This is a genomic window from Roseomonas sp. 18066, assembly GCF_902706185.1.
Lineage (GTDB): Bacteria > Pseudomonadota > Alphaproteobacteria > Acetobacterales > Acetobacteraceae > Pseudoroseomonas.
On sequence record NZ_CACSJM010000030.1, the window covers coordinates 29,289 to 46,782 of the forward strand.

Sequence of the window (17,494 nt, forward strand, 5' to 3'; positions counted from 1 at the left end):
AAAGAGCACAGGGGATACGATCCCCTGCTGCCGCTGCGCGGGATTCAGGACGCGCGGCCTGGAGGAATTCAGTGAACAAGCCTCTGCCAAATACTCTGCGCCAGGGCCCGGATGGGCGCGGTCGCTTCGGTCAGTTCGGTGGCCGCTACGTCGCCGAGACGCTGATGCCCGTCATCCAGGAGGTCGAGCAGGCCTATAACGCGGCCCGCAACGACCCGGCCTTCATGGCAGAGTGGCGACGCTTGCTGAAAGACTATGTCGGCCGGCCCAGCCCGCTGTGGCTCTGCGAGCGGCTGACCGAGCACCTGGGCGGCGCCAAGGTCTACTTCAAGCGCGAGGAGCTGAACCACACCGGCGCGCACAAGATCAACGCCGTGCTGGGCCAGATCATGCTGGCCAAGCGCATGGGCAAGCCGCGCATCATCGCCGAGACCGGCGCCGGCCAGCATGGCGTGGCCACCGCCACCGCCTGCGCGTTGTTCGGCCTGAAGTGCATCGTCTACATGGGCGCCACCGACGTCGAGCGGCAGCAGCCCAATGTCTTCCGCATGAAGCTGCTGGGGGCGGAGGTCATCCCCGTCACCTCCGGCGCCGGCACGCTGAAGGATTCGATGAACGAGGCGATGCGCGACTGGGTCGCGAACGTCTCCGACACCTACTACTGCATCGGCACCGTGGCCGGCCCCGCGCCCTTCCCGCAGATGGTGCGCGACTTCCAGTGCGTCATCGGCGAGGAGACCAAGCAGCAGATCCTGCTGGCCGAAGGCCGGCTGCCCGACGCGCTGGTCTGCGCCGTCGGCGGCGGCTCCTCGGCGATGGGGCTGTTCCACCCGTTCCTGGACGACCCCGAGGTCGCCATCTACGGCGTCGAGGCCGCCGGCCGCGGCATCGATTCCGGCGAGCATGCGGCGGCCATCGCCGGCGGCCAGCCGGGCGTGCTGCATGGCAACCGCACCTATCTGCTGCAGGATGCGCATGGCCAGATCCAGGAGGCGCATTCGATCTCGGCCGGGCTCGACTATCCCGGCATCGGCCCGGAGCATTCCTGGCTGCACGAGATCGGCCGCGCCACCTATGTCAGCGTGACCGACACCGAGGCGCTGGAAGCCTTCCAGCTGTGCTCGCGGCTGGAGGGCATCATCCCCGCCCTCGAATCCGCGCATGGGCTGGCGTATGTGATGAAGCTGGCGCCGACGCTGGACAAGGACAAGATCATCGTCCTGAACCTGTCCGGCCGCGGCGACAAGGACATCTTCACCGTCGCCAAGCACCTGGGAGAGACGCTGTGAGCCGCATCGCCAAGCGCTTCGCAGAGCTCAAGGCCGAGGGCCGTGGCGCCCTGATGCCCTTCATCGAGGCCTATGACCCCGACCCCGCCACCAGCATGGCGCTGCTGCGCGGGCTGCCGGGGGCGGGGGCCGACCTGATCGAGCTGGGCGTGCCCTTCACCGACCCGATGGCCGACGGCCCGACCGTGCAGATGGCCGGGCAGCGCGCGCTGAAGGCCGGCGGCACCCTGGCCGGCGCCATGGCCATGGTGCGCGACTTCCGCCGCGAGGATGACGACACGCCGATCGTCCTGATGGGCTATCTCAACCCCATCCTGGCCTATGGCATCGACCGCTTCTGCCTCGACGCTTCCTCCTCGGGGGTGGATGGGCTGATCGTGGTCGACCTGCCGCCGGAGGAAGCCGACGAGCTGGCGATCCCGGCCAAGGCGCAGCTGCTGGACATGATCCGCCTGGTGGCGCCCACCACCGACGAGAACCGCCTGCCCAAGGTCCTCGCCGGCACCAGCGGCTTCATCTACTACGTGGCCATCGCCGGCATCACCGGCACCCGCAGCGCCACCAAGGACACGCTGGCCGACGCCATCCCGCGCGTCCGGCGCTTCACCGACCTGCCCATCGCCATTGGCTTCGGCGTCCGCACGCCGCAGCAGGCGGCGGAAGCGGTGCAGGTGGCGGACGGCGCCGTGGTGGCCTCGGCGCTGATCGACACCCTGGCCAGGTCGCTCGACGAGCAGGGCCGGGCGAAGCCCGACACCGTCCGCAAGGTGCTCGACCAGGTGCGCGACCTGGCCGAGGCGGTGCGGGTGGCGCGGGTCGCGGCCTGACGAGAAGCGTTTGGAGGCAAGGCCAGGGGGAATGAATTCCCCCTGGACGGCCCGGCAGCAGCGCGACCTTCGAGGTCGCGCTGTTTTTGTATAGGGGCGTCCCGCCGTGATGCCCGTACGACGGTGCCGTTGAAGAGCAGGCCTTCGAACGGCCGGTGACCAGAAAGAAGAAGGGGTCCAGGGGAATTCATTCCCCTGGCCTGCCCCCGTCTTTTCTTCAGCTATCCAGCCTGATCCCCAGTTCCCGGATCAACGGCCGCCACACCCCGTTTTCTGCCGCGACGAAGTCGTTCAGGGCGCCGGGGGTCCAGGGCGCGCTTTCGATGCCGAGGTTGCGCATCCGCTCCTGCATGGCATCCGACGCCACTGCCGCGCGCAGGTCCTGGTTCAGCCGCTCGATCACCGCGGCGGGGGTGCCGGCGGGGGCGTGCATGCTCTGCCAGCCGAAGGCGACGGCCTTGTCGATGCCGAGCTCCAGCGCCGTCGGCACGCCGGGCGCCTGGGCCGAGCGCGCCTCGGACAGCACCACCAGGGCGCGGGCCTTGCCGTCGCGCAGGAAGGGGATGCCGGTGGCGCAGTCGATCAGCACGCTGTCGAGCGTGCCCCCCAGCAGGTCCTGCATGGCGGCGGGGCCGCCGCGATAGGGCACGTGGGTGGCATCGAACCCGGCGCGGCGCTTCAGCATCTCCATCGCCAGGTGGTGCGGCGAGGCCACGGCGGGGGAGCCGTAGGTGGGCGGGGTCGCCAGCTTCGTGTAGGCGGCGAAGCTGTCGACCGGGCTGTCGGGGCGGACCACCAGGAACAGCGGAAACCGACCGATGAAGCCGACGCCGGTCAGGTCGCGGTCGGGGTCGTAGGGCAGGCGGGCGTAGAGCGCCGGGTTGTAGACCAGGTTGCCGTTGTCGGCGTGCAGCAGGGTGTAGCCGTCGGGCGCGCTGCGGCTGACGGTCTCGCTGGCCAGCACGGCGCCGCCGCCGGGGCGGTTTTCCACCAGCATGGTCTGGCCCAGGCGCGGGGTGATGAAGCTGGCGATCAGCCGGGCATAGGTGTCGCTGGGGCCGCCGGGGGGATAGCCCACCACCCAGCGCAGCGCGCGCTCGGGCCAGGAGGCCGTCTGGGCCTTGGCCAGGGAGGGCAGGGCCAAGGCCGTGCCCAGAACAGCGCGTCGTCGCAGCATCGCATGGCTTCCCGTGATGCGGCGCATCATGCGGGATCGCCGGTCAGCGCGCCAGCAGCAGCACCCAGAGCGGCAGGCTGACCATGGCGGCCAGGTGCTGGGTGGTGATCATCGCCGCCATCAGCGGCGCGTCGCCGCCCATGACGCGGGCCTGGACATAGGCGGTGGTGGCGGTGGGCTGGGCCATGAACAGCACGGCGACGGCCAGCGCCAGCGCCTCCAGCCCCAGCAGCTTCGCCAGGACCAGGGCGATGACGGGCATCACCAGCAGCTTCAGCACCCCGGTCAGCAGCTGCGTCACCGGCTGCGCCTGCAGCGCCCCCGGCGTCAGCGCCGCGCCGACGCAGAGCAGGCCCACGGCCAGCGACCCCTGCGCCAGGCCGCGCAGCAGCCCCGACAGCCCCGGCGGCGGCCCGCCGAGCAGCGCCAGCACCATGCCCGCGGCGCAGGCCAGCAGCAGCGGGTTGGTCGCCATCTGCTTCGCCACCCGCCAGGGGCTGGGCCGCGTCGCCCCGCCGAGGGCGAAGACGATGGTGATCACCACCTGCACGAAGGGCACGATCAGCCCGGTGGCGATGCCGCCGAAGGCGATCCCGGCCGGGCCATGCACCGCGCCGGCCACGGCGAAGGCGAGGAGATTGTTGTAGCGGATGCCGCCCTGCAGGACGGAGGTCGCCGCCGCATGGCCATGCCCCAGCGCGCGCGCCAGCAGCAGCGACAGCACCGTGCCGATGGCGAGCGACCCCCAGATGGTCCCGGCCAGCGCCCCCAGCGGCAGGGCGGCCAGGTCGACCGCCCCGATCGAGGAGACCAGCAGCGCCGGCAGCAGCACGGAGAAGACCAGCTTCTCCATGCCCGCCCAGACCGCCACCTCGGTCAGCAGCCGGCGGCGCAGCAGGGCGCCCAGGCCGATCATCCCGAAGGTGGCGACGAAGGCGTCCAGCCAGGGGCCCATGGGCTTGGTCGCCTCAGCCGGCGGCGACCAGCGCCTTCAGGTCGGCCTGCGGCCGGGCGCCGAAATGGCCGATGCATTCGGCCGCGGCGATCGAGCCCCAGCGGCCGCATTCCGGCAGCGCGTGGCCGGCGGTCAGCGCGGCGAGGAACCCGGCGGCATAGGCGTCGCCGGCGCCGGTGGTGTCGACCACCTGGGCGGGGGCCGCCTTGATCACATGGGTCTGCTCGCCGGAGACGACGACGCTGCCCTGCTCGCTGCGGGTCAGCGCGGCCAGCTTCACCTCGCCGCGCACCGCCTCCATCGCCGCCTCGAAGCTGTCGACCTCGTAGAGCGACATGATCTCCGCCTCGTTGGCGAAGAGGATATCGACCTGGCGGGCGACCAGCGCGCGGAAGGCCTCGCGGTGGCGGCCGACGCAGAAGGGGTCGGACAGCGACAGCGCGACCTGGCGCCCCGCCGCGTGCGCCGCCGCCGCCGCCCGGCGGAACGCCGCCTGCGCCGCCGGCGGGTCGAACAGGTAGCCCTCGAGGTAGGTGACCGCGGCCGAGGCGACGAGGGCGGTGTCCACGTCCGCCTCGCCGAAGCTGACGCAGGCGCCTAGATAGGTGTTCATGGTGCGCTGGCCATCCGGCGTCACCAGGATCAGGCAGCGCGCCGTGGGATCGCCACCGGTGAGCGGCGCCGAGGGGAAGACCACGCCGGCGGCGCGGATGTCATGCGCGAAGGCCTGGCCCAGCGTGTCGTCGGCGACCTTGCCGAGATAGCCGACCTTGGCGCCCAGCCCCGCCGCCACCGCGCAGGTATTGCCGGCCGAGCCGCCGCTGCTCTCCACGCCCGGGCCCATCGCGCCGTAGATCGCCTCGGCGCGGGCGGTGTCGATCAGCGCCATCGACCCCTTCACCATGCCCTGGGCGGCCAGGAACCCGTCCTCGGCGCGCGCCTGCACGTCCAGGATGGCATTGCCGATGCCGAGGATGTCGAGAGTGGTGGCGGTCATGCTGCGGTCCTGATCTGCCTGCGCCCCCGCGATAGCAGCCGGGCGCGGCGCTTCATAGGGCGCCGCCGGGACGCGGCGGAGGTGCCGGGTTTCGCTCACATCTCGCGGCGCAGGAATTTCCGGCGGCGTGACGAATATCCGCCCCGCGCTGCTGCGCCAGGGGCTTCGGGCCGCGCGCAGCGCGCGAGAAAAGCGCGGGAAATTCAGCCGCGCGGCCTGCCCCCGGTTGTTCCACCGGGGACCGCGTGATAGCCCCGCTCAGACGCACCCCGCCGCCTGGCGGAGACTGCGCCAGGCTTCATTGAAAACAGTCGTGCAGAGGGGGCACCGATGTCCATCTTCCGCCGCCGCGAAGAGCCCACACCGCCCGCGCCCGCTGCGGGAGGGACCGAGGATGCCGGCAAGGCGCCGACCACCGTGCCGGTGGCCCGCGACCCGGATCTCGCCGTTCCCCCCTTCCGCCCCGCCGCGCCCAGCAAGGAGGCCGCCATGACCCTGCCGCCGAAGCCCAGCCAGCCGCCCGCCGGAATGGGCATGCCGCCGCGGCCGCCGGTCAATGCCGGCGCCCCCGGCGCCCCGCCCGTTCGTCCCGGCCAGCCGGTCGCCGCCGTCGAGCGGCGCACCATGGTTGTCGGCAAGGGCATCAGCCTGCAGGGCACGGTGACCGACGCCGAGCGCCTGGTCGTCGAAGGCACCATCGAGAGCCAGATGATGCACGCCAATGAGCTGATGATCAGCCATGCCGGCGTGTTCAAGGGCGAGGTCGAGGTCGATGACGCCGAGATCGCCGGCACCTTCGACGGCACCATCACCGCCCGCAACAACCTGGTGATCCGCGCCACCGGCAAGGTGCTGGGCGTCGCCCGCTGCCGCCGCCTGCAGGTGGAGGAGGGCGGCCAGCTCTCCGGCCGCATGGAGATGCTGGGCGAGGGTGGCAGCCGCGCCCCTGCCCTGCCGCTGCCCGCCGACGAGGCCTGAACCGACACGCCCGCGGGCCGGCCCCCGGCCCGCGGCGCATCCCTTGCGAAGCATGCGACCCTTTTCCCTGCTGCTGATCCCGCTCCTCGCCGCCTGCGCCCAGGAGCCCGCCGTCGACCGCCACGCGGTGCTGCGCGACGTGCTGGAAAGCTACCGCAACAATATCGCCGGCATGCAGCCGACCACCGCGCCGGTGCTGCCGCAGCTCGACGGCACGCCGCAGAGCGCGACCCAGCTGCTCGGCCAGTCGCCCGACGCCGTGCGCCGCTGGCTCGGCGAGCCGCGCCTGCGCCGCAACGAAGGCAATGCCCAGGTCTGGCTCTACCAGGGGCAGTTCTGCAACCTGGACGTGGTGATGGATCGGGATGACACCGCGGGCAGCCCGCTGCGCGTCAGCTATGCCGCCGCCCGCGCCAGCGGGACCGAGCGGCGGACCGAAGCCGCCTGCATGAGCGAGCTGCTCCGGCGCGGCTGAACATAAAAAAAGGCCGGGGGAATGAATTCCCCCGGACCCCCATCTTTTTTCTGTCCTGAAAGCCAGATCAGCGGCGGGACAAATCCACCAACCCACAAAAACCCGTCTCGGTGCCGAAGGCCAGGTGCGTGCCCGTCGGGCTCCAGGCCAGCGCGCTCACGGCGCCGCGGCCGGGGGCGGCCACCGGCACGATCTTGCCGCTGCCGACCTCGGCCATCAGCACCAGCCCATCCGCGAAGCCGGCAGCCACCACCTCATGCTGCGGATGGCAGGCGACTTGGCTGCACAGCACCCCGTCGCCCCCGGCCAGCTCCAGCGGCGGCTTGCCCATCGGCCCGCCGGCGAAGAACGGCCACAGCACGATGCAATCCGCCCCCGACGTCGCCAGCCAGCGACCCTTGCCGCCCGTGAACGAGAAGCTCTTGATCTTGGAGGGGTAGCCGGACATCCGCATGTCCTGCTGGTCGGTCAGCCGCCAGCCATGCAGGGCATTCTCCTGCATCGAGGTCACCACATGGGTGCCGTCCGGGCTGAACGCCGTCGCCTGGTGGCTGCCCTTCCAGGGCAGCACCTTGGCATTGTCGTCCTTGCTGTTGACGAACCAGACGCTGGCGCCGTTGTAGTGGCCGGCGGCGACCCGCTTGCCCTTGGCGTCGAAGGCGACGCCGCCGACGCTGGACGGGTGCGTCAGCGCCTTCAGCTTCGCCCCGTCCTTGCCCAGCACATGCACCACCTTGCCCACCGAGGCGGCGCGCAGGCCGGACGGGTGGCTGGCCACATGCTCGACCCACTTCATCATGCCGAAATCGGCCAGCGTCCTGGTGCTGCCATCGGTCTCGACCCGCAGCAGCTTGCCGTCGTCGCCGCCCGACAGGAAGCCGCTGCCGGCATCGGCCACCATCGACAGGCAGGCGCCGTCATGCGCCTCCAGCTTGCGCCAGGCGGTCTCGGGGGTCTTGGGGTCGGCCAGGTGGATGCTGCCGTCGCCCAGCGCGAAGCCGGCCGACTTGCCATCCGCCCCGAAGGCGACATTGACCACCCAGGCGCCCAGCTCATGCCCGGCGCCGCGGCTCTGCAGGATGAAGTCGGCGTCGTCGACGCTTCCGGTCTCGGTCTCGCTCATGCCACGACACAGCTCTCGAAGCCGCGGCGCAGCTGCGGGCGGTTCAGGTTGCGGCCGATGAAGACCAGCTTGGACTTGCGCGGGTCGCCGTCCTTCCAGGGGCCGATGAAGTCGCCATCGGCGATCATATGCACCGCCTGGAAGGCGAAGCGGCGGTCCTCGCCCTCATAGGCCAGGATGCCCTTGGTGCGCAGCAGGTCCTGGCCCTTGGCCTGCAGCAGCTGGCCGATCCAGGCGTTGAACTTCTCCGCGTCGATCGGCTGGCTGACCTCGAAGGACATGCTCATGATGTCCGCATTGTGCTCATGCTCGTCGGAGGTCAGGAAGTCCGGCTCGCGCTCCAGGATGCGCTCCAGGCTGAAGGCCTCGCGCCCGACCACGCTGTCGACCGGCACCGCCGACTTGGTGGCGCGCTGCAGCTCGGCATAGGGGTTGATGGCACGGATGCGGCGCTCGACCTCGGCCGCCTCGGCCTCGTCCACCAGGTCCATCTTGTTCAGCACGATCAGGTCGGCGAAGGCGATCTGCTCCTCGGCCTCCTTCGAATCGGCCAGGCGGGCGACCAGGTTCTTGGCGTCGACCACGGTGACGATGGCGTCCAGGCGCGTCGCCCGCTTGACGTCCTCGTCCATGAAGAAGGTCTGCGCGACCGGGGCCGGGTTGGCCAGGCCGGTGGTCTCGACGATGATGCCGTCGAACTTGCCGCGGCGCTTCATCAGCCCGCTGAGGATGCGCACCAGGTCGCCGCGCACGGTGCAGCAGATGCAGCCGTTGTTCATCTCGAACACTTCCTCATCGGCATCGATGACGAGGTCGTTGTCCACGCCGAGCTCCCCGAACTCGTTGATCACCACGGCGAATTTCTTGCCGTGGTTCTCGGTCAGGATGCGGTTCAGCAGCGTGGTCTTGCCGGCGCCCAGATAGCCGGTCAGCACGGTGACGGGGACGGTCTCGGTGTCGCTCATGGGGGACTTCTCTCCTGCCGGGGGAACGGCGCTCGCAGCGTTATATGATACGCTTCCCGCCGAAGGTCACGGGGTCCGCTGCGATCAGCGGGCATGCCCGACCCGCGGCCCCCCGCCGCCTGTGCCGCAAATTCCGTTGCGATGCCCGCGCGACCCGGCCTAGCCTCGGCTCCCGCGCGACTGGCGAGAGAGATGGAGCACCATCGGGAAGCGCGGGGCCATGCCGGCCATGCCGCTCGCCTGGGCAATCCACGCTTCCTTCCCGAGGAGGATTGCCATGTCCGCCACCACCGCCTTGCTCGCCATCCTGGGCGCCCTGCTGCTGGGCGCCATCAGCCCCGGCCCCAGCTTCGTCCTGGTCTGCCGCCTCGCCGTCGGCCGCGCCCGAGGCGCTGGCCTGGCCGCGGCGCTGGGCATGGGGGTGGGGGGCGCGGTCTTCGCCGGCCTCGCCCTGCTGGGCCTGGCCGCGCTGCTGACCCGGGTCGAGGCCCTGGCGCTGGGCCTGCGCCTGGGCGGCGGGCTGTACCTGCTGTGGCTCGGCTGGCGCATCTTCCGCGGCGCCGCCATGCCGCTGGCGATGGAGGGGCCGGACGCGCCGCCGCGCCGCGGCAACGCCTTCTGGCTGGCGCTGGCGACCCAGCTGAGCAACCCGAAGACGGCGCTGGCCTATGCCGGCATCTTCGCCGCCCTGCTGCCGGCCGACCGTCCGGGCTGGTTCCTGCTGGCGCTGCCGCTGCTGGTGCTGGCGGTGGAGGCCGGCTGGTACGCGCTGGTGGCCCTGGCCTTCTCGGCGCCGGCGCCGCGGGCGGCCTATCTGCGCAGCAAAGCCTGGCTGGACCGCGCCGCCGGGCTGGTCATGGCCGGGCTCGGCATGCGGCTGCTGCTGCCGCGCTGAAACGAAGAAGGGGGAGGCCGAAGCCTCCCCCCCAGTTTCAGGCGGCCGCCTTGATGGCGTCGGCCAGGGTGCCGAAGATCCGGTCGATATGGCTGCGCTCGGCGATCAGCGGCGGCGACAGCGCGATGATGTCGCCGGTGGTGCGGATCAGCACGCCCTTGTCGAAGCAGTCGCGGAACACGTCGACGGCGCGCGCCGCCGGCTTGCCCGGGCGCGACGACAGCTCGATGCCGCAGACCAGCCCGATCGAGCGGATGTCGATGACATTCGGCAGGCCGCGCAGCGAATGGGCGGCCTCCTCGAAATACGGCTCCATCGCCTTGGCGCGGCCCGGCAGGTCTTCCGAGACATGCAGGTCCAGCGTGGCGATCGCCGCCGCCGAGGCCAGCGGATGGCCGGAATAGGTGTAGCCGTGGAACAGCTCGATCCCGTCCGGCGCGCCGTTGACGATGGCGTCGTAGATGCCGTTGTTCACCGCGACGGCGCCCATCGGCACGGCGGCGTTGGTCAGCCCCTTGGCCATGGTCATGATGTCGGGGGTGACGCCGAAGCGCTCCGATCCGAAATTGGTGCCGACGCGGCCGAAGCCGGTGATGACCTCGTCGAAGATCAGCAGGATGCCGTGCTTGTCGCAGAGCTCGCGCAGCCGCTGCAGGTAGCCGACCGGCGGCACCAGCACGCCGGTGGAGCCCGCCATCGGCTCGACCATCACGGCGGCGATGGTGTCGCCATGCAGCGCGACCAGCCCTTCCAGCGCATCGGCCAGGTGGGCGCCGTGCTCGGGCAGGCCGCGGACGAAGCTGTTCTGCGCCGGCAGGTGGGTGTGCGGCAGGTGGTCGACATAGGGCAGCATCGCGCCGAACTGCTTGCGGTTGCCGCCGATGCCGCCCACCGACATGCCGCCGAAGCCGACGCCGTGATAGCCGCGCTCGCGCCCGACCAGGCGGACGCGCTGGGCCTGGCCGCGCGCCTTCTGGTAGGCCAGCGCGATCTTCAGCGCGGTGTCGGCGCTCTCGCTGCCGGAATTGGTGAAGAAGATGCGGTCCAGCCCCTCGGGCGTCATCGAGGCGACGCGCGCCGCCGCCTCGAAGGCCAGCGGATGGCCGAGCTGGAAGGTCGGCGCGAAGTCCATCACCGCCGCCTGCTTCTGGATCGCCTCGGTGATCTGGCGGCGGCCATGGCCGGCGTTGCAGCACCACAGGCCGGCGGTGCCGTCGATCACTTCCTGCCCGTCCGCGGTCCAGTAGGACATGCCCTCGGCCCGCGCCAGCAGGCGGGGATGCCCCTTGTAGTAGCGGTTGTCGGTATAGGGCATCCAGAAGGCGTCCAGATTGTTGGGACGCGGCACGGCGATCTGGTTCATGGCGATCCTGCGCGGGCAAGGGCGTAAGCCGGCGAGGCTAGGCCCGATGCGCGCGGCTGGCGAGGGGCGATGCGCCGCCGCGGCCGCAGAAAACGCTGATTTTTCCGCTGTCCGGCGCAGTCGCTGCGCCGGCACGGCACGGCGCCTCAGCCCTTGCGGCGCCCGGCCAGGCAGCCTTCGGCCAGCAGGCGGAAGGCATCCGCCCGGTGGCTGATGGCGTGCTTCTCGGCCTTGCCCATCTCGGCGAAGCTCTGGCTGTGGCCGTTCGGCACGAACATCGGGTCGTAGCCGAAGCCGGCCTCGCCGCGTGGCGGCCAGATCCATTCGCCCATCGCCCGGCCCTCGAAGCCCTCCGTATGGCCGTCCGGCCAGGCCAGGACGAGCGCGCAGGTGAACCAGGCGCCGCGATCGGCATGCGGCCGCGCCAGATCCGCCACCTTGGCCATGGCGGCGGGATAGTCGCGGCTGCCATCCGGCTGCTCGGCCCAGTCGGCGGTGTAGACGCCGGGCGCCCCGTCGAGGGCTGCGACCGAGAAGCCGCTGTCATCGGCCAGCGCCACCAGGCCAGAGGCCTTCGCCGCGGCCAGGGCCTTGATCGTGGCATTGCCGATGAAGCTGGTCTCGGTCTCGTCCGGCACGGGAAGGTCCAGGTCCTTCGCGCTGACGATCTCGATGCCGTATTCGGCCAGCAGGGCGGCGTTCTCGCGCACCTTGCCGGCATTGTGGCTGGCCATGACGATGCGCGTCTCGGTCAGCGGGCGGCGGGGGGCGCTCACGGGGACGCTCACCGGCCGATCGCCCGGCGCTGGGCGGCGAAGAGGCCCTCGCTGCCCTGGCGGGCCAGGGCCAGCATCGCCTGGAACTGGGCGTCGTCGAAGGGGGCGCCCTCGGCCGCGGCCTGCAGCTCGACGATGCCGCCCTTGCCGGTCAGCACGAAATTGGCGTCGGTCTGCGCCGCGCTGTCCTCGGCATAGTCGAGGTCCAGCACCGTCTCGCCCTTGTAGACGCCGCAGGAGACGGCGGCGACCTGGTCGCGCAGCGGGTTGCGCGACATCAGGTTCTTCAGCACGCAATGCTCGAAGGCCTGGTGCAGCGCCACCCAGGCGCCGGTGATGGCGGCGCAGCGGGTGCCGCCATCGGCGGTCAGCACGTCGCAATCGATGGTGATCAGCACCTCGCCCATGGCCTTGCGGTCGATCACGGCGCGCAGCGCGCGGCCGATCAGGCGCTGGATTTCCTGGGTGCGGCCGGACTGCTTGCCGCGGGCGGCCTCGCGCTCGCCGCGGCTGTGGGTGGCGCGCGGCAGCATGCCGTATTCGGCGTTGACCCAGCCCTCGCCCTTGCCGCGCAGGAAGCCGGGGACGCGGCCCTCGACGCTGGCGGTGCAGAGCACCTCGGTGACGCCCATGCGGATCAGGCAGGAGCCCTCGGCGTGGCGGGCGGCGCCAGGCTGGAGCGTGACGCTGCGAAGCGCATCGGCAGCGCGGCCGGAAGGACGCATGGCGGGGGGACTTTCCTGGGGTTCTTGCTGTGGGGCTGATGCGCTGGGGGGAGGGTGGCTGTCAAACCGAAGACAGGGATTTCAAAGGAAGTTATTGAAAAGGTTGGGGGAATGAATTCCCCCAAGCCCCCATCTTTTTTCTGATATTCGGCCATGACCAGGCCAACGTTTCACGGGAAACGTCGCCAGGGGGTCACGGTGGGACGCCGGCAGTGTGGCCTGCGGCAGCACAGACAGAAAAAAGATGGGGTCCAGGGGAATTCATTCCCCTGGCCTTTTCCTTTTTAAATTAAATACTTAAACCTCAACCAATCGCAGCATTTCAGAGAACAGCGCCTCCCGCTGCGCCGCCAGCGAGGCGTCGCGTTCCCGCGTCACCGCCAGGATCGCCTCGGGGTCATCCAGGCGCCCGGCCGGCGTGAAGCCGATCCAATCGGCGACGCAGCCGGCATTGGCCTCCGGGTGGAACTGCACCCCCAGCGCGCGGCGGTGGCGGAAGGCCTGGATGGTGTCTTCCGACCGCGCCAGCACCTCGGTCCCCTCGGGCACCGCCACATGGTCGCCGTGCCAGCGCACCCAGGGCCCGCGCCAGACCGGGCCGGTGACCTCGGCGGTCTCCATCCAGCCCTCGTGGAAGCGGCCGATGGCGGAGACGCTGCCGCCGATGGCGCTGGCGATCATCTGCGCGCCGAAGCAGATGCCGATCACCGCGCGCCCATCCGCGATCCAGCGGGACAGCAGGTCGCGTTGCGCGGCGATCCAGGCATCGGCGTCATAGGCCGCCTGGGGCGAGCCCAGCGTCACCAGCAGGTCGGCCTCGGGCAGCGGCGCGCCCGCCACGAGGCCAGGACCGGAGGCCGTGTCCAGCGTGGCGCCGCGATCCGCCTGCAGCCAGGCGCCGAAATGCCCGATCGGGGCGAGGGGGGAATTCTCGAGAACGAGCACGCGCATCGCACAGCTTCCATGCAGAAGCGGGGAGTTTCCCATCCCCCGCGCCCGGTGGAAACTGCCCCGATCATGATCGTGCGCAAGCGTCCCGGGCCGCTCGGCCTGATCTTCACCCTGCGCGGCTCCATCCTGCCGCGGATCTTCGGCCGGCTGGTGGTGGTGACGCTGCTGGCGACCCTGCTGACGGCGGCCGACCTGGGCTGGCCGCAGATCTTTCCGCAGATCACCGCGCTGCCCTTCACCTTCATGGGCCTGGCGCTGTCCATCTTCTTGGGCTTCCGCACCAACACCTGCTACGCGCGCTGGTGGGAGGCGCGCGGCCTCTGGGGCCGGCTGGAAATGGCGGCGCGCAGCCTGGCGCGGGACATGGACGCGCTGTTCCCGGACGACACAGCGCTGCGGCAACGGGTGGTGCGCCGGCTAGTCGGCTTCACCCTCGGCCTGGCGGCGCAGCTGCGCCAGGGCCAGGCGGCGACGGCGCTGGCCCCCTGGCTGCCGGAGGCCGAGGCCGCCGCGGCGCCCGCCCTGCGCAACCCGCTGCAGGCGACCTTGCGCGCCATCGCCCGGGAGCTCGCCGAGGCGCGGCGCCAGGGCCGCATCGGCGAGCCGCTCTATGCCCAGCTGGAGACCCAGCTGGGCGTGCTGACCGAGGCGCAGACCGGCTGCGAGCGCATCCGCAACACCCCCACCCCCTTCGCCTATTGGCTGCTGCTGAACCGCACCGCCTGGCTGTTCTGCCTGCTGCTGCCCTTCGGCTATGTCGGCGCGCTGGGGCTGGCGACGCCGGCGGTGGTGGCGATCCTGGCCTATACCTTCTTCGGGCTGGACGAGCTCAGCGACGAGCTGGAGGAACCCTTCGGCACCGCGGTCAACGACCTGCCGATCGACGCGCTCGCCCGGCTGGTGCAGATCGACCTGCTGGAATCGCTGGGCGAGACCGACCTGCCGCAGCCCCTGAAGCCGGTGCGCGACCTGCTGCTGTAGCTATCGCAGCGTCTTCTTCATGTGGATGACGATGCCCAGCGGCGGCAGCACCTCCTCGGCGTATTTCTCGTAGCCATAGCGGGCATAGAGGGCGAGGTTCGAATCGAAGCGGCTGTTGGTGTAGAGCCGCATCTCGGAGAGGCCCGCCGCCCGCGCCAGACCCTCGGCATGGGCCAGCAGGGCGCGGCCCAGGCCTTTCCCCTGGTGCTCGGGGGCGACGGCGACATTGACGATCAGCAGGTGGTCGGGCTCGGCATGGGTCTCGATCAGCGCCTGCAGCACGCCGCCGGGCTCGACCAGGTCGATGCGGTGCTCGCGCAGGGCCAGCTCGTAATCGGCGGTCATCGGGCGCGGCTCGCGGCCGATGACGTCCACCCATTTGGCATAGGCGGCGCGGGTGAAGCCGCGCACCAGGGCGGCATCCTCGGGCGTCGCCCGCCGCAGGCCGGCGATGCTGTTCTCAACCATGTCCAGGGTCGTCCTTGGCGAAGGGCATGAAAAAACCCCCGGAGCGCGGGGGCTGCGGAGGTCTCTGTGTCCGATGGTCGGCGGGCCGCGAGCCTTTCAGCCTCGTCGGTCCGCGCATGCCATGGCAGACAGGCCCGCCGCGGGGATGCCGCGGCGGCGTCGGTCGGCGGTGCGGAAGATCCGATGGGCCATGGCGCGGAGCCTAGGACGTGGTCAACGCGCCGGTCAACGCGGCATCAGTCGCTGCTGCCGCCACCATCGCCGCCACCCCCGTCGCTGTTGCCGGAATCGCTGCCGCCGCCGTCGAGCCAGCCGTCGCCCTGGACATCGCCGCCACCGCCATCCCCGGTGTTGCTGCCCTGGCGCGGCCGGCGCCGCCGCTCGCGGAGGCTGCCGACCAGCGCCATGGCGGTCAGCCCGCCCAGCGCGAGCACCGGCAGCATCAGGACGACATTGGCCAAGGGTGGCTTTCCCCGGTTGTTGCGCCCCTGTCATAGCCGGGCCGGGACCGGCCATTGGATCACGACGCGGTCAGCGTTCCAGCGCGAAGAGGAAGATGCGCACCACGGCGCTGGCCACCAGCAGGACGAGGACGATGCGGGACAGGGTGCTGATCGGCGGCATGCCCTTGCAGATGGGATGCGGCTTCCCTATCCGGAAGGCCATGGACGCCACCGATGCCCGCCTTGCCGCCCAGTACGAGGCCTATCCCTATCCCGAGCGCGACCCGCGCGACGAGGCGAAGCGCCTGATCATCGGCAGCCCCAGCCACCTGCGGGAGGTCGACCACTGGATCTTCGGCGCCCGCCGCCCCGCCAGCCAGCCGCTGCGCGTGCTGATGGCAGGCGGCGGCAGCGGCGACGGCACCATGATGCTGGCGCAGCAGCTGGCCAGCGCCGGGCGCCCGGGCGAGGTGACCTGGCTGGACCGCTCGACCGCCGCCCGCGCGGTGGCGGAAGCGCGCGCAAAGCAGCGCGGCCTGACCAATATCCGCTTCGTCAGCGGTTCCCTGCTGGACCTGCCGGCGCTGGATCTGGGAAAATTCGACTACATCGACTGCTGCGGCGTGCTGCACCACCTGCCGGACCCGGCGGCGGGGCTGGCGGCGCTGGCCGGCAGCCTGGCCCCGGGCGGCGGCATCGGGCTGATGGTCTATGCCCCGCATGGCCGCACCGGCGTCTATATGCTGCAGGATGCGCTGCGCCTGCTGGCCCCCGACAGCGAGGCGCCCCCGGCCCGCGTCGACATCGCCAAGCGGCTGTGGAAGCAGCTGCCGGAGACCGCCTGGCTGCGCCGCAACCCCTGGATCACCGACCACCTGGAGGGCGGCGATGCCGGGCTCTACGACCTGCTGCTCAACCCGCGCGACGTGTCCTTCAGTGTCCCCCAGCTGGCGGCGCTGATCGACGGCGCCGGCCTGCGCCTGCGCTGCTTCGTCGAGCCGCTGCGCTACGAGCCCGAGCGCTACCTGCCCGACCCGAAGCTGCGCGCCCGCATCGCCACGCTGGGCGCCACCGAACGCGCGGCACTGGCCGAGTCGCTGGCCGGCAACATGGGCATCCACATCGCCTACGTCACCCGCGACGAGGCGCTGACCCCCGACTGGGACAACCCCGCGGCCGTGCCGATCCTGCGCGAGCTCGACGGCCCGACCCTGGCCAAGGGCATCCCGGCCGATGGCGTGCTGCGCGTGACCTTCGACGGCATCCGGCTCGGCGTGCCGCTGCCGCGCCTGGCCTCGGCGATCCTGGCCCGCATCGACGGCCGCCGCAGCATCGCGGAAATCGGCGCCGAGCTGGCCCAGAACGGCGTGACCGAAGCCGCTTTCGCCCGCGATTTCGCGGCGCTGCGCCAGGCGCTGGAGCCGCTGAACCGCCTGCTGCTGGCCGCCCCCGCCGCATGACCGCCGGCCGCCCGGCCATCGTCATCTTCGGCGCCGCGGTCCGCCCCGATGGCAGCCCCAGCCTGACGCTGCGCCGCCGCGTCATGGCCGCCCATGCCTTCGCGCCCGAGGCCCTGTTCGTCCCCACCGGCGCCCAAGGCCGCCACGGCCCGGCCGAGGCCGCGGTGATGGCGCGCCTGCTGCAAGACCTCGGCACCCCGGCCGACGCCATCCTGCAGGAGACCACCGGCACCGACACGCTGAGCTCCGCCCGCGCCTGCGCGGCGCTGCTGCGCGACCATGCCGGCCCGGTCTTCGCCGCCTCCAGCGGCTACCACCTGCCGCGCTGCGTGATGCTGCTGCGGATCTACGGCCTGCCCGCCCGCGCGGCGCCGGCGCCGGAAGCTGCGCATCGCTGGCAGGAACGCTGGTGGTGGCGGGCGCGGGAAGCGGCGGCGCTGCCTTATGACGCGGTGGCGGGAACCTGGGACAGCAAGATCAGACGGTAAGGCCAGGGGAATGAATTCCCCTGGACCCCTTGTAACTTGGCGCCATCGCGCTCGGTCGTTGCTAGAGTGTCCGGAGCGGTGGCGGAGCGTAGCCCGGAACCCCTTGGGGCGATCGAGCCCGTAAAGAAGCGAGGGTCACGCTCCGTCGTTCCATCGAA

19 protein-coding genes and 1 riboswitch are annotated in these 17,494 nt (G+C 71.3%); of the genes, 8 read left to right on the forward strand and 11 right to left on the reverse strand.

What is annotated here, in order from left to right; translation table 11 throughout:
- Positions 1–71: 71 nt before the first annotated feature.
- Both trpB and trpA read left to right on the forward strand, forming a co-directional pair.
- Positions 72–1,289 (forward strand): tryptophan synthase subunit beta, encoded by a 1,218-nt coding sequence (gene trpB, locus GVN67_RS08655; protein ID WP_159994839.1) that lies wholly within the window; start codon positions 72–74, stop codon positions 1,287–1,289.
- A complete protein-coding gene (gene trpA, locus GVN67_RS08660; protein WP_159994841.1) occupies positions 1,286–2,116 on the forward strand; it encodes a tryptophan synthase subunit alpha in 831 nt (276 codons plus the stop codon). The genes trpB and trpA overlap by 4 nt, the downstream gene beginning before the upstream one ends.
- Before the next feature lie 217 nt (positions 2,117–2,333).
- Here the strand turns inward: trpA and GVN67_RS08665 are convergent, their stop codons facing one another.
- Genes GVN67_RS08665 through GVN67_RS08675 form a run of 3 tightly spaced genes read right to left on the reverse strand, consistent with a single transcriptional unit; the run spans position 2,334 to position 5,245 of the window.
- Positions 2,334–3,293, reverse strand: a complete 960-nt coding sequence (locus GVN67_RS08665; RefSeq protein WP_159994843.1) for a tripartite tricarboxylate transporter substrate binding protein — start codon at positions 3,291–3,293, stop codon at positions 2,334–2,336.
- Between the two features lie 43 nt (positions 3,294–3,336).
- Entirely contained in the window at positions 3,337–4,248 is a 912-nt protein-coding gene (locus GVN67_RS08670; protein WP_159994845.1) for an AEC family transporter, read from the reverse strand.
- 13 nt (positions 4,249–4,261) lie between these two features.
- Positions 4,262–5,245 (reverse strand): adenosine kinase, encoded by a 984-nt coding sequence (locus GVN67_RS08675; protein WP_159994847.1) that lies wholly within the window; start codon positions 5,243–5,245, stop codon positions 4,262–4,264.
- A 330-nt stretch (positions 5,246–5,575) separates the two neighbouring features.
- On the opposite strand from GVN67_RS08675, the gene GVN67_RS08680 reads away from it, so the two are divergent.
- Together GVN67_RS08680 and GVN67_RS08685 are read left to right on the forward strand one after the other, a co-directional pair.
- On the forward strand, positions 5,576–6,223 hold the full coding sequence (locus GVN67_RS08680; protein ID WP_235035184.1) for a polymer-forming cytoskeletal protein: 648 nt from the start codon (positions 5,576–5,578) through the stop codon (positions 6,221–6,223).
- Positions 6,224–6,275: 52 nt separating this feature from the next.
- A complete protein-coding gene (locus tag GVN67_RS08685) occupies positions 6,276–6,698 on the forward strand; it encodes a hypothetical protein (protein ID WP_159994849.1) in 423 nt (140 codons plus the stop codon).
- A gap of 67 nt (positions 6,699–6,765) precedes the next feature.
- Here the strand turns inward: GVN67_RS08685 and GVN67_RS08690 are convergent, their stop codons facing one another.
- Both GVN67_RS08690 and GVN67_RS08695 read right to left on the reverse strand, forming a co-directional pair.
- A complete protein-coding gene (locus GVN67_RS08690; protein ID WP_159994851.1) occupies positions 6,766–7,821 on the reverse strand; it encodes a WD40 repeat domain-containing protein in 1,056 nt (351 codons plus the stop codon).
- On the reverse strand, positions 7,818–8,786 hold the full coding sequence (locus GVN67_RS08695) for a GTP-binding protein (protein ID WP_159994853.1): 969 nt from the start codon (positions 8,784–8,786) through the stop codon (positions 7,818–7,820). Before GVN67_RS08695 ends, GVN67_RS08690 begins: the two co-directional genes overlap by 4 nt.
- A gap of 166 nt (positions 8,787–8,952) precedes the next feature.
- A riboswitch (ZMP/ZTP riboswitch) is annotated at positions 8,953–9,039 on the forward strand.
- 24 nt (positions 9,040–9,063) lie between these two features.
- On the opposite strand from GVN67_RS08695, the gene GVN67_RS08700 reads away from it, so the two are divergent.
- Positions 9,064–9,681 (forward strand): LysE family translocator, encoded by a 618-nt coding sequence (locus GVN67_RS08700; RefSeq protein ID WP_159994855.1) that lies wholly within the window; start codon positions 9,064–9,066, stop codon positions 9,679–9,681.
- 37 nt (positions 9,682–9,718) lie between these two features.
- On the opposite strand, the gene GVN67_RS08705 is transcribed toward GVN67_RS08700, so the two are convergent.
- The 4 genes from GVN67_RS08705 to GVN67_RS08720 all read right to left on the reverse strand — a co-directional run bounded on the left by GVN67_RS08705 (position 9,719) and on the right by GVN67_RS08720 (position 13,496).
- The gene (locus tag GVN67_RS08705) at positions 9,719–11,044 is read right to left on the reverse strand and encodes an aspartate aminotransferase family protein (RefSeq protein WP_200845177.1); all 1,326 of its coding nucleotides are present in this window, start codon (positions 11,042–11,044) and stop codon (positions 9,719–9,721) included.
- Positions 11,045–11,190: 146 nt separating this feature from the next.
- A complete protein-coding gene (locus GVN67_RS08710; protein ID WP_159994877.1) occupies positions 11,191–11,778 on the reverse strand; it encodes a non-canonical purine NTP pyrophosphatase in 588 nt (195 codons plus the stop codon).
- 50 nt (positions 11,779–11,828) lie between these two features.
- Positions 11,829–12,545, reverse strand: a complete 717-nt coding sequence (gene rph / locus GVN67_RS08715; RefSeq protein ID WP_159994857.1) for a ribonuclease PH — start codon at positions 12,543–12,545, stop codon at positions 11,829–11,831.
- A gap of 297 nt (positions 12,546–12,842) precedes the next feature.
- Positions 12,843–13,496: a type 1 glutamine amidotransferase gene (locus GVN67_RS08720; protein ID WP_159994859.1), complete on the reverse strand. Its 654-nt coding sequence runs from the start codon at positions 13,494–13,496 to the stop codon at positions 12,843–12,845.
- Between the two features lie 66 nt (positions 13,497–13,562).
- Between GVN67_RS08720 and GVN67_RS08725 the strand changes: the two genes are divergently transcribed.
- Positions 13,563–14,477, forward strand: coding sequence for a bestrophin family protein (locus GVN67_RS08725; protein WP_159994861.1), 915 nt, complete (start codon positions 13,563–13,565; stop codon positions 14,475–14,477).
- Here GVN67_RS08725 and GVN67_RS08730 read toward each other — a convergent pair whose 3' ends face one another.
- Positions 14,478–14,945, reverse strand: a complete 468-nt coding sequence (locus tag GVN67_RS08730; RefSeq protein WP_159994863.1) for an N-acetyltransferase — start codon at positions 14,943–14,945, stop codon at positions 14,478–14,480.
- 236 nt (positions 14,946–15,181) lie between these two features.
- Positions 15,182–15,406 carry a hypothetical protein gene (locus tag GVN67_RS29665; protein ID WP_200845178.1) on the reverse strand — a complete coding sequence of 75 codons (225 nt, stop codon included), beginning with the start codon at positions 15,404–15,406 and terminating at the stop codon, positions 15,182–15,184.
- Between the two features lie 203 nt (positions 15,407–15,609).
- On the opposite strand from GVN67_RS29665, the gene GVN67_RS08740 reads away from it, so the two are divergent.
- Both GVN67_RS08740 and GVN67_RS08745 read left to right on the forward strand, forming a co-directional pair.
- Positions 15,610–16,848 (forward strand): methyltransferase, encoded by a 1,239-nt coding sequence (locus tag GVN67_RS08740; protein ID WP_159994865.1) that lies wholly within the window; start codon positions 15,610–15,612, stop codon positions 16,846–16,848.
- Positions 16,845–17,336, forward strand: coding sequence for a YdcF family protein (locus tag GVN67_RS08745; RefSeq protein ID WP_159994867.1), 492 nt, complete (start codon positions 16,845–16,847; stop codon positions 17,334–17,336). The genes GVN67_RS08740 and GVN67_RS08745 overlap by 4 nt, the downstream gene beginning before the upstream one ends.
- Positions 17,337–17,494 lie beyond the last annotated feature (158 nt).

What these genes read in the sequence shown, in the direction of transcription:
- GVN67_RS08745 (WP_159994867.1), top strand. Translation starts at nt 16,845, where the DNA reads ATGACCGCCGGCCGCCCGGCCATCGTCATCTTCGGCGCCGCGGTCCGC.
- GVN67_RS08690 (WP_159994851.1), bottom strand. Translation starts at nt 7,821, where the DNA reads ATGAGCGAGACCGAGACCGGAAGCGTCGACGACGCCGACTTCATCCTG.
- GVN67_RS08710 (WP_159994877.1), bottom strand. Translation starts at nt 11,778, where the DNA reads ATGGCCAGCCACAATGCCGGCAAGGTGCGCGAGAACGCCGCCCTGCTG.
- GVN67_RS08680 (WP_235035184.1), top strand. Translation starts at nt 5,576, where the DNA reads ATGTCCATCTTCCGCCGCCGCGAAGAGCCCACACCGCCCGCGCCCGCT.
- GVN67_RS08705 (WP_200845177.1), bottom strand. Translation starts at nt 11,044, where the DNA reads ATGAACCAGATCGCCGTGCCGCGTCCCAACAATCTGGACGCCTTCTGG.
- GVN67_RS08725 (WP_159994861.1), top strand. Translation starts at nt 13,563, where the DNA reads ATGATCGTGCGCAAGCGTCCCGGGCCGCTCGGCCTGATCTTCACCCTG.
- GVN67_RS08730 (WP_159994863.1), bottom strand. Translation starts at nt 14,945, where the DNA reads ATGGTTGAGAACAGCATCGCCGGCCTGCGGCGGGCGACGCCCGAGGAT.
- GVN67_RS08700 (WP_159994855.1), top strand. Translation starts at nt 9,064, where the DNA reads ATGTCCGCCACCACCGCCTTGCTCGCCATCCTGGGCGCCCTGCTGCTG.
- GVN67_RS08695 (WP_159994853.1), bottom strand. Translation starts at nt 8,786, where the DNA reads ATGAGCGACACCGAGACCGTCCCCGTCACCGTGCTGACCGGCTATCTG.
- GVN67_RS08685 (WP_159994849.1), top strand. Translation starts at nt 6,276, where the DNA reads ATGCGACCCTTTTCCCTGCTGCTGATCCCGCTCCTCGCCGCCTGCGCC.
- GVN67_RS08665 (WP_159994843.1), bottom strand. Translation starts at nt 3,293, where the DNA reads ATGCTGCGACGACGCGCTGTTCTGGGCACGGCCTTGGCCCTGCCCTCC.
- GVN67_RS08740 (WP_159994865.1), top strand. Translation starts at nt 15,610, where the DNA reads ATGGACGCCACCGATGCCCGCCTTGCCGCCCAGTACGAGGCCTATCCC.
- GVN67_RS08670 (WP_159994845.1), bottom strand. Translation starts at nt 4,248, where the DNA reads ATGGGCCCCTGGCTGGACGCCTTCGTCGCCACCTTCGGGATGATCGGC.
- GVN67_RS08720 (WP_159994859.1), bottom strand. Translation starts at nt 13,496, where the DNA reads ATGCGCGTGCTCGTTCTCGAGAATTCCCCCCTCGCCCCGATCGGGCAT.
- GVN67_RS08675 (WP_159994847.1), bottom strand. Translation starts at nt 5,245, where the DNA reads ATGACCGCCACCACTCTCGACATCCTCGGCATCGGCAATGCCATCCTG.
- rph (WP_159994857.1), bottom strand. Translation starts at nt 12,545, where the DNA reads ATGCGTCCTTCCGGCCGCGCTGCCGATGCGCTTCGCAGCGTCACGCTC.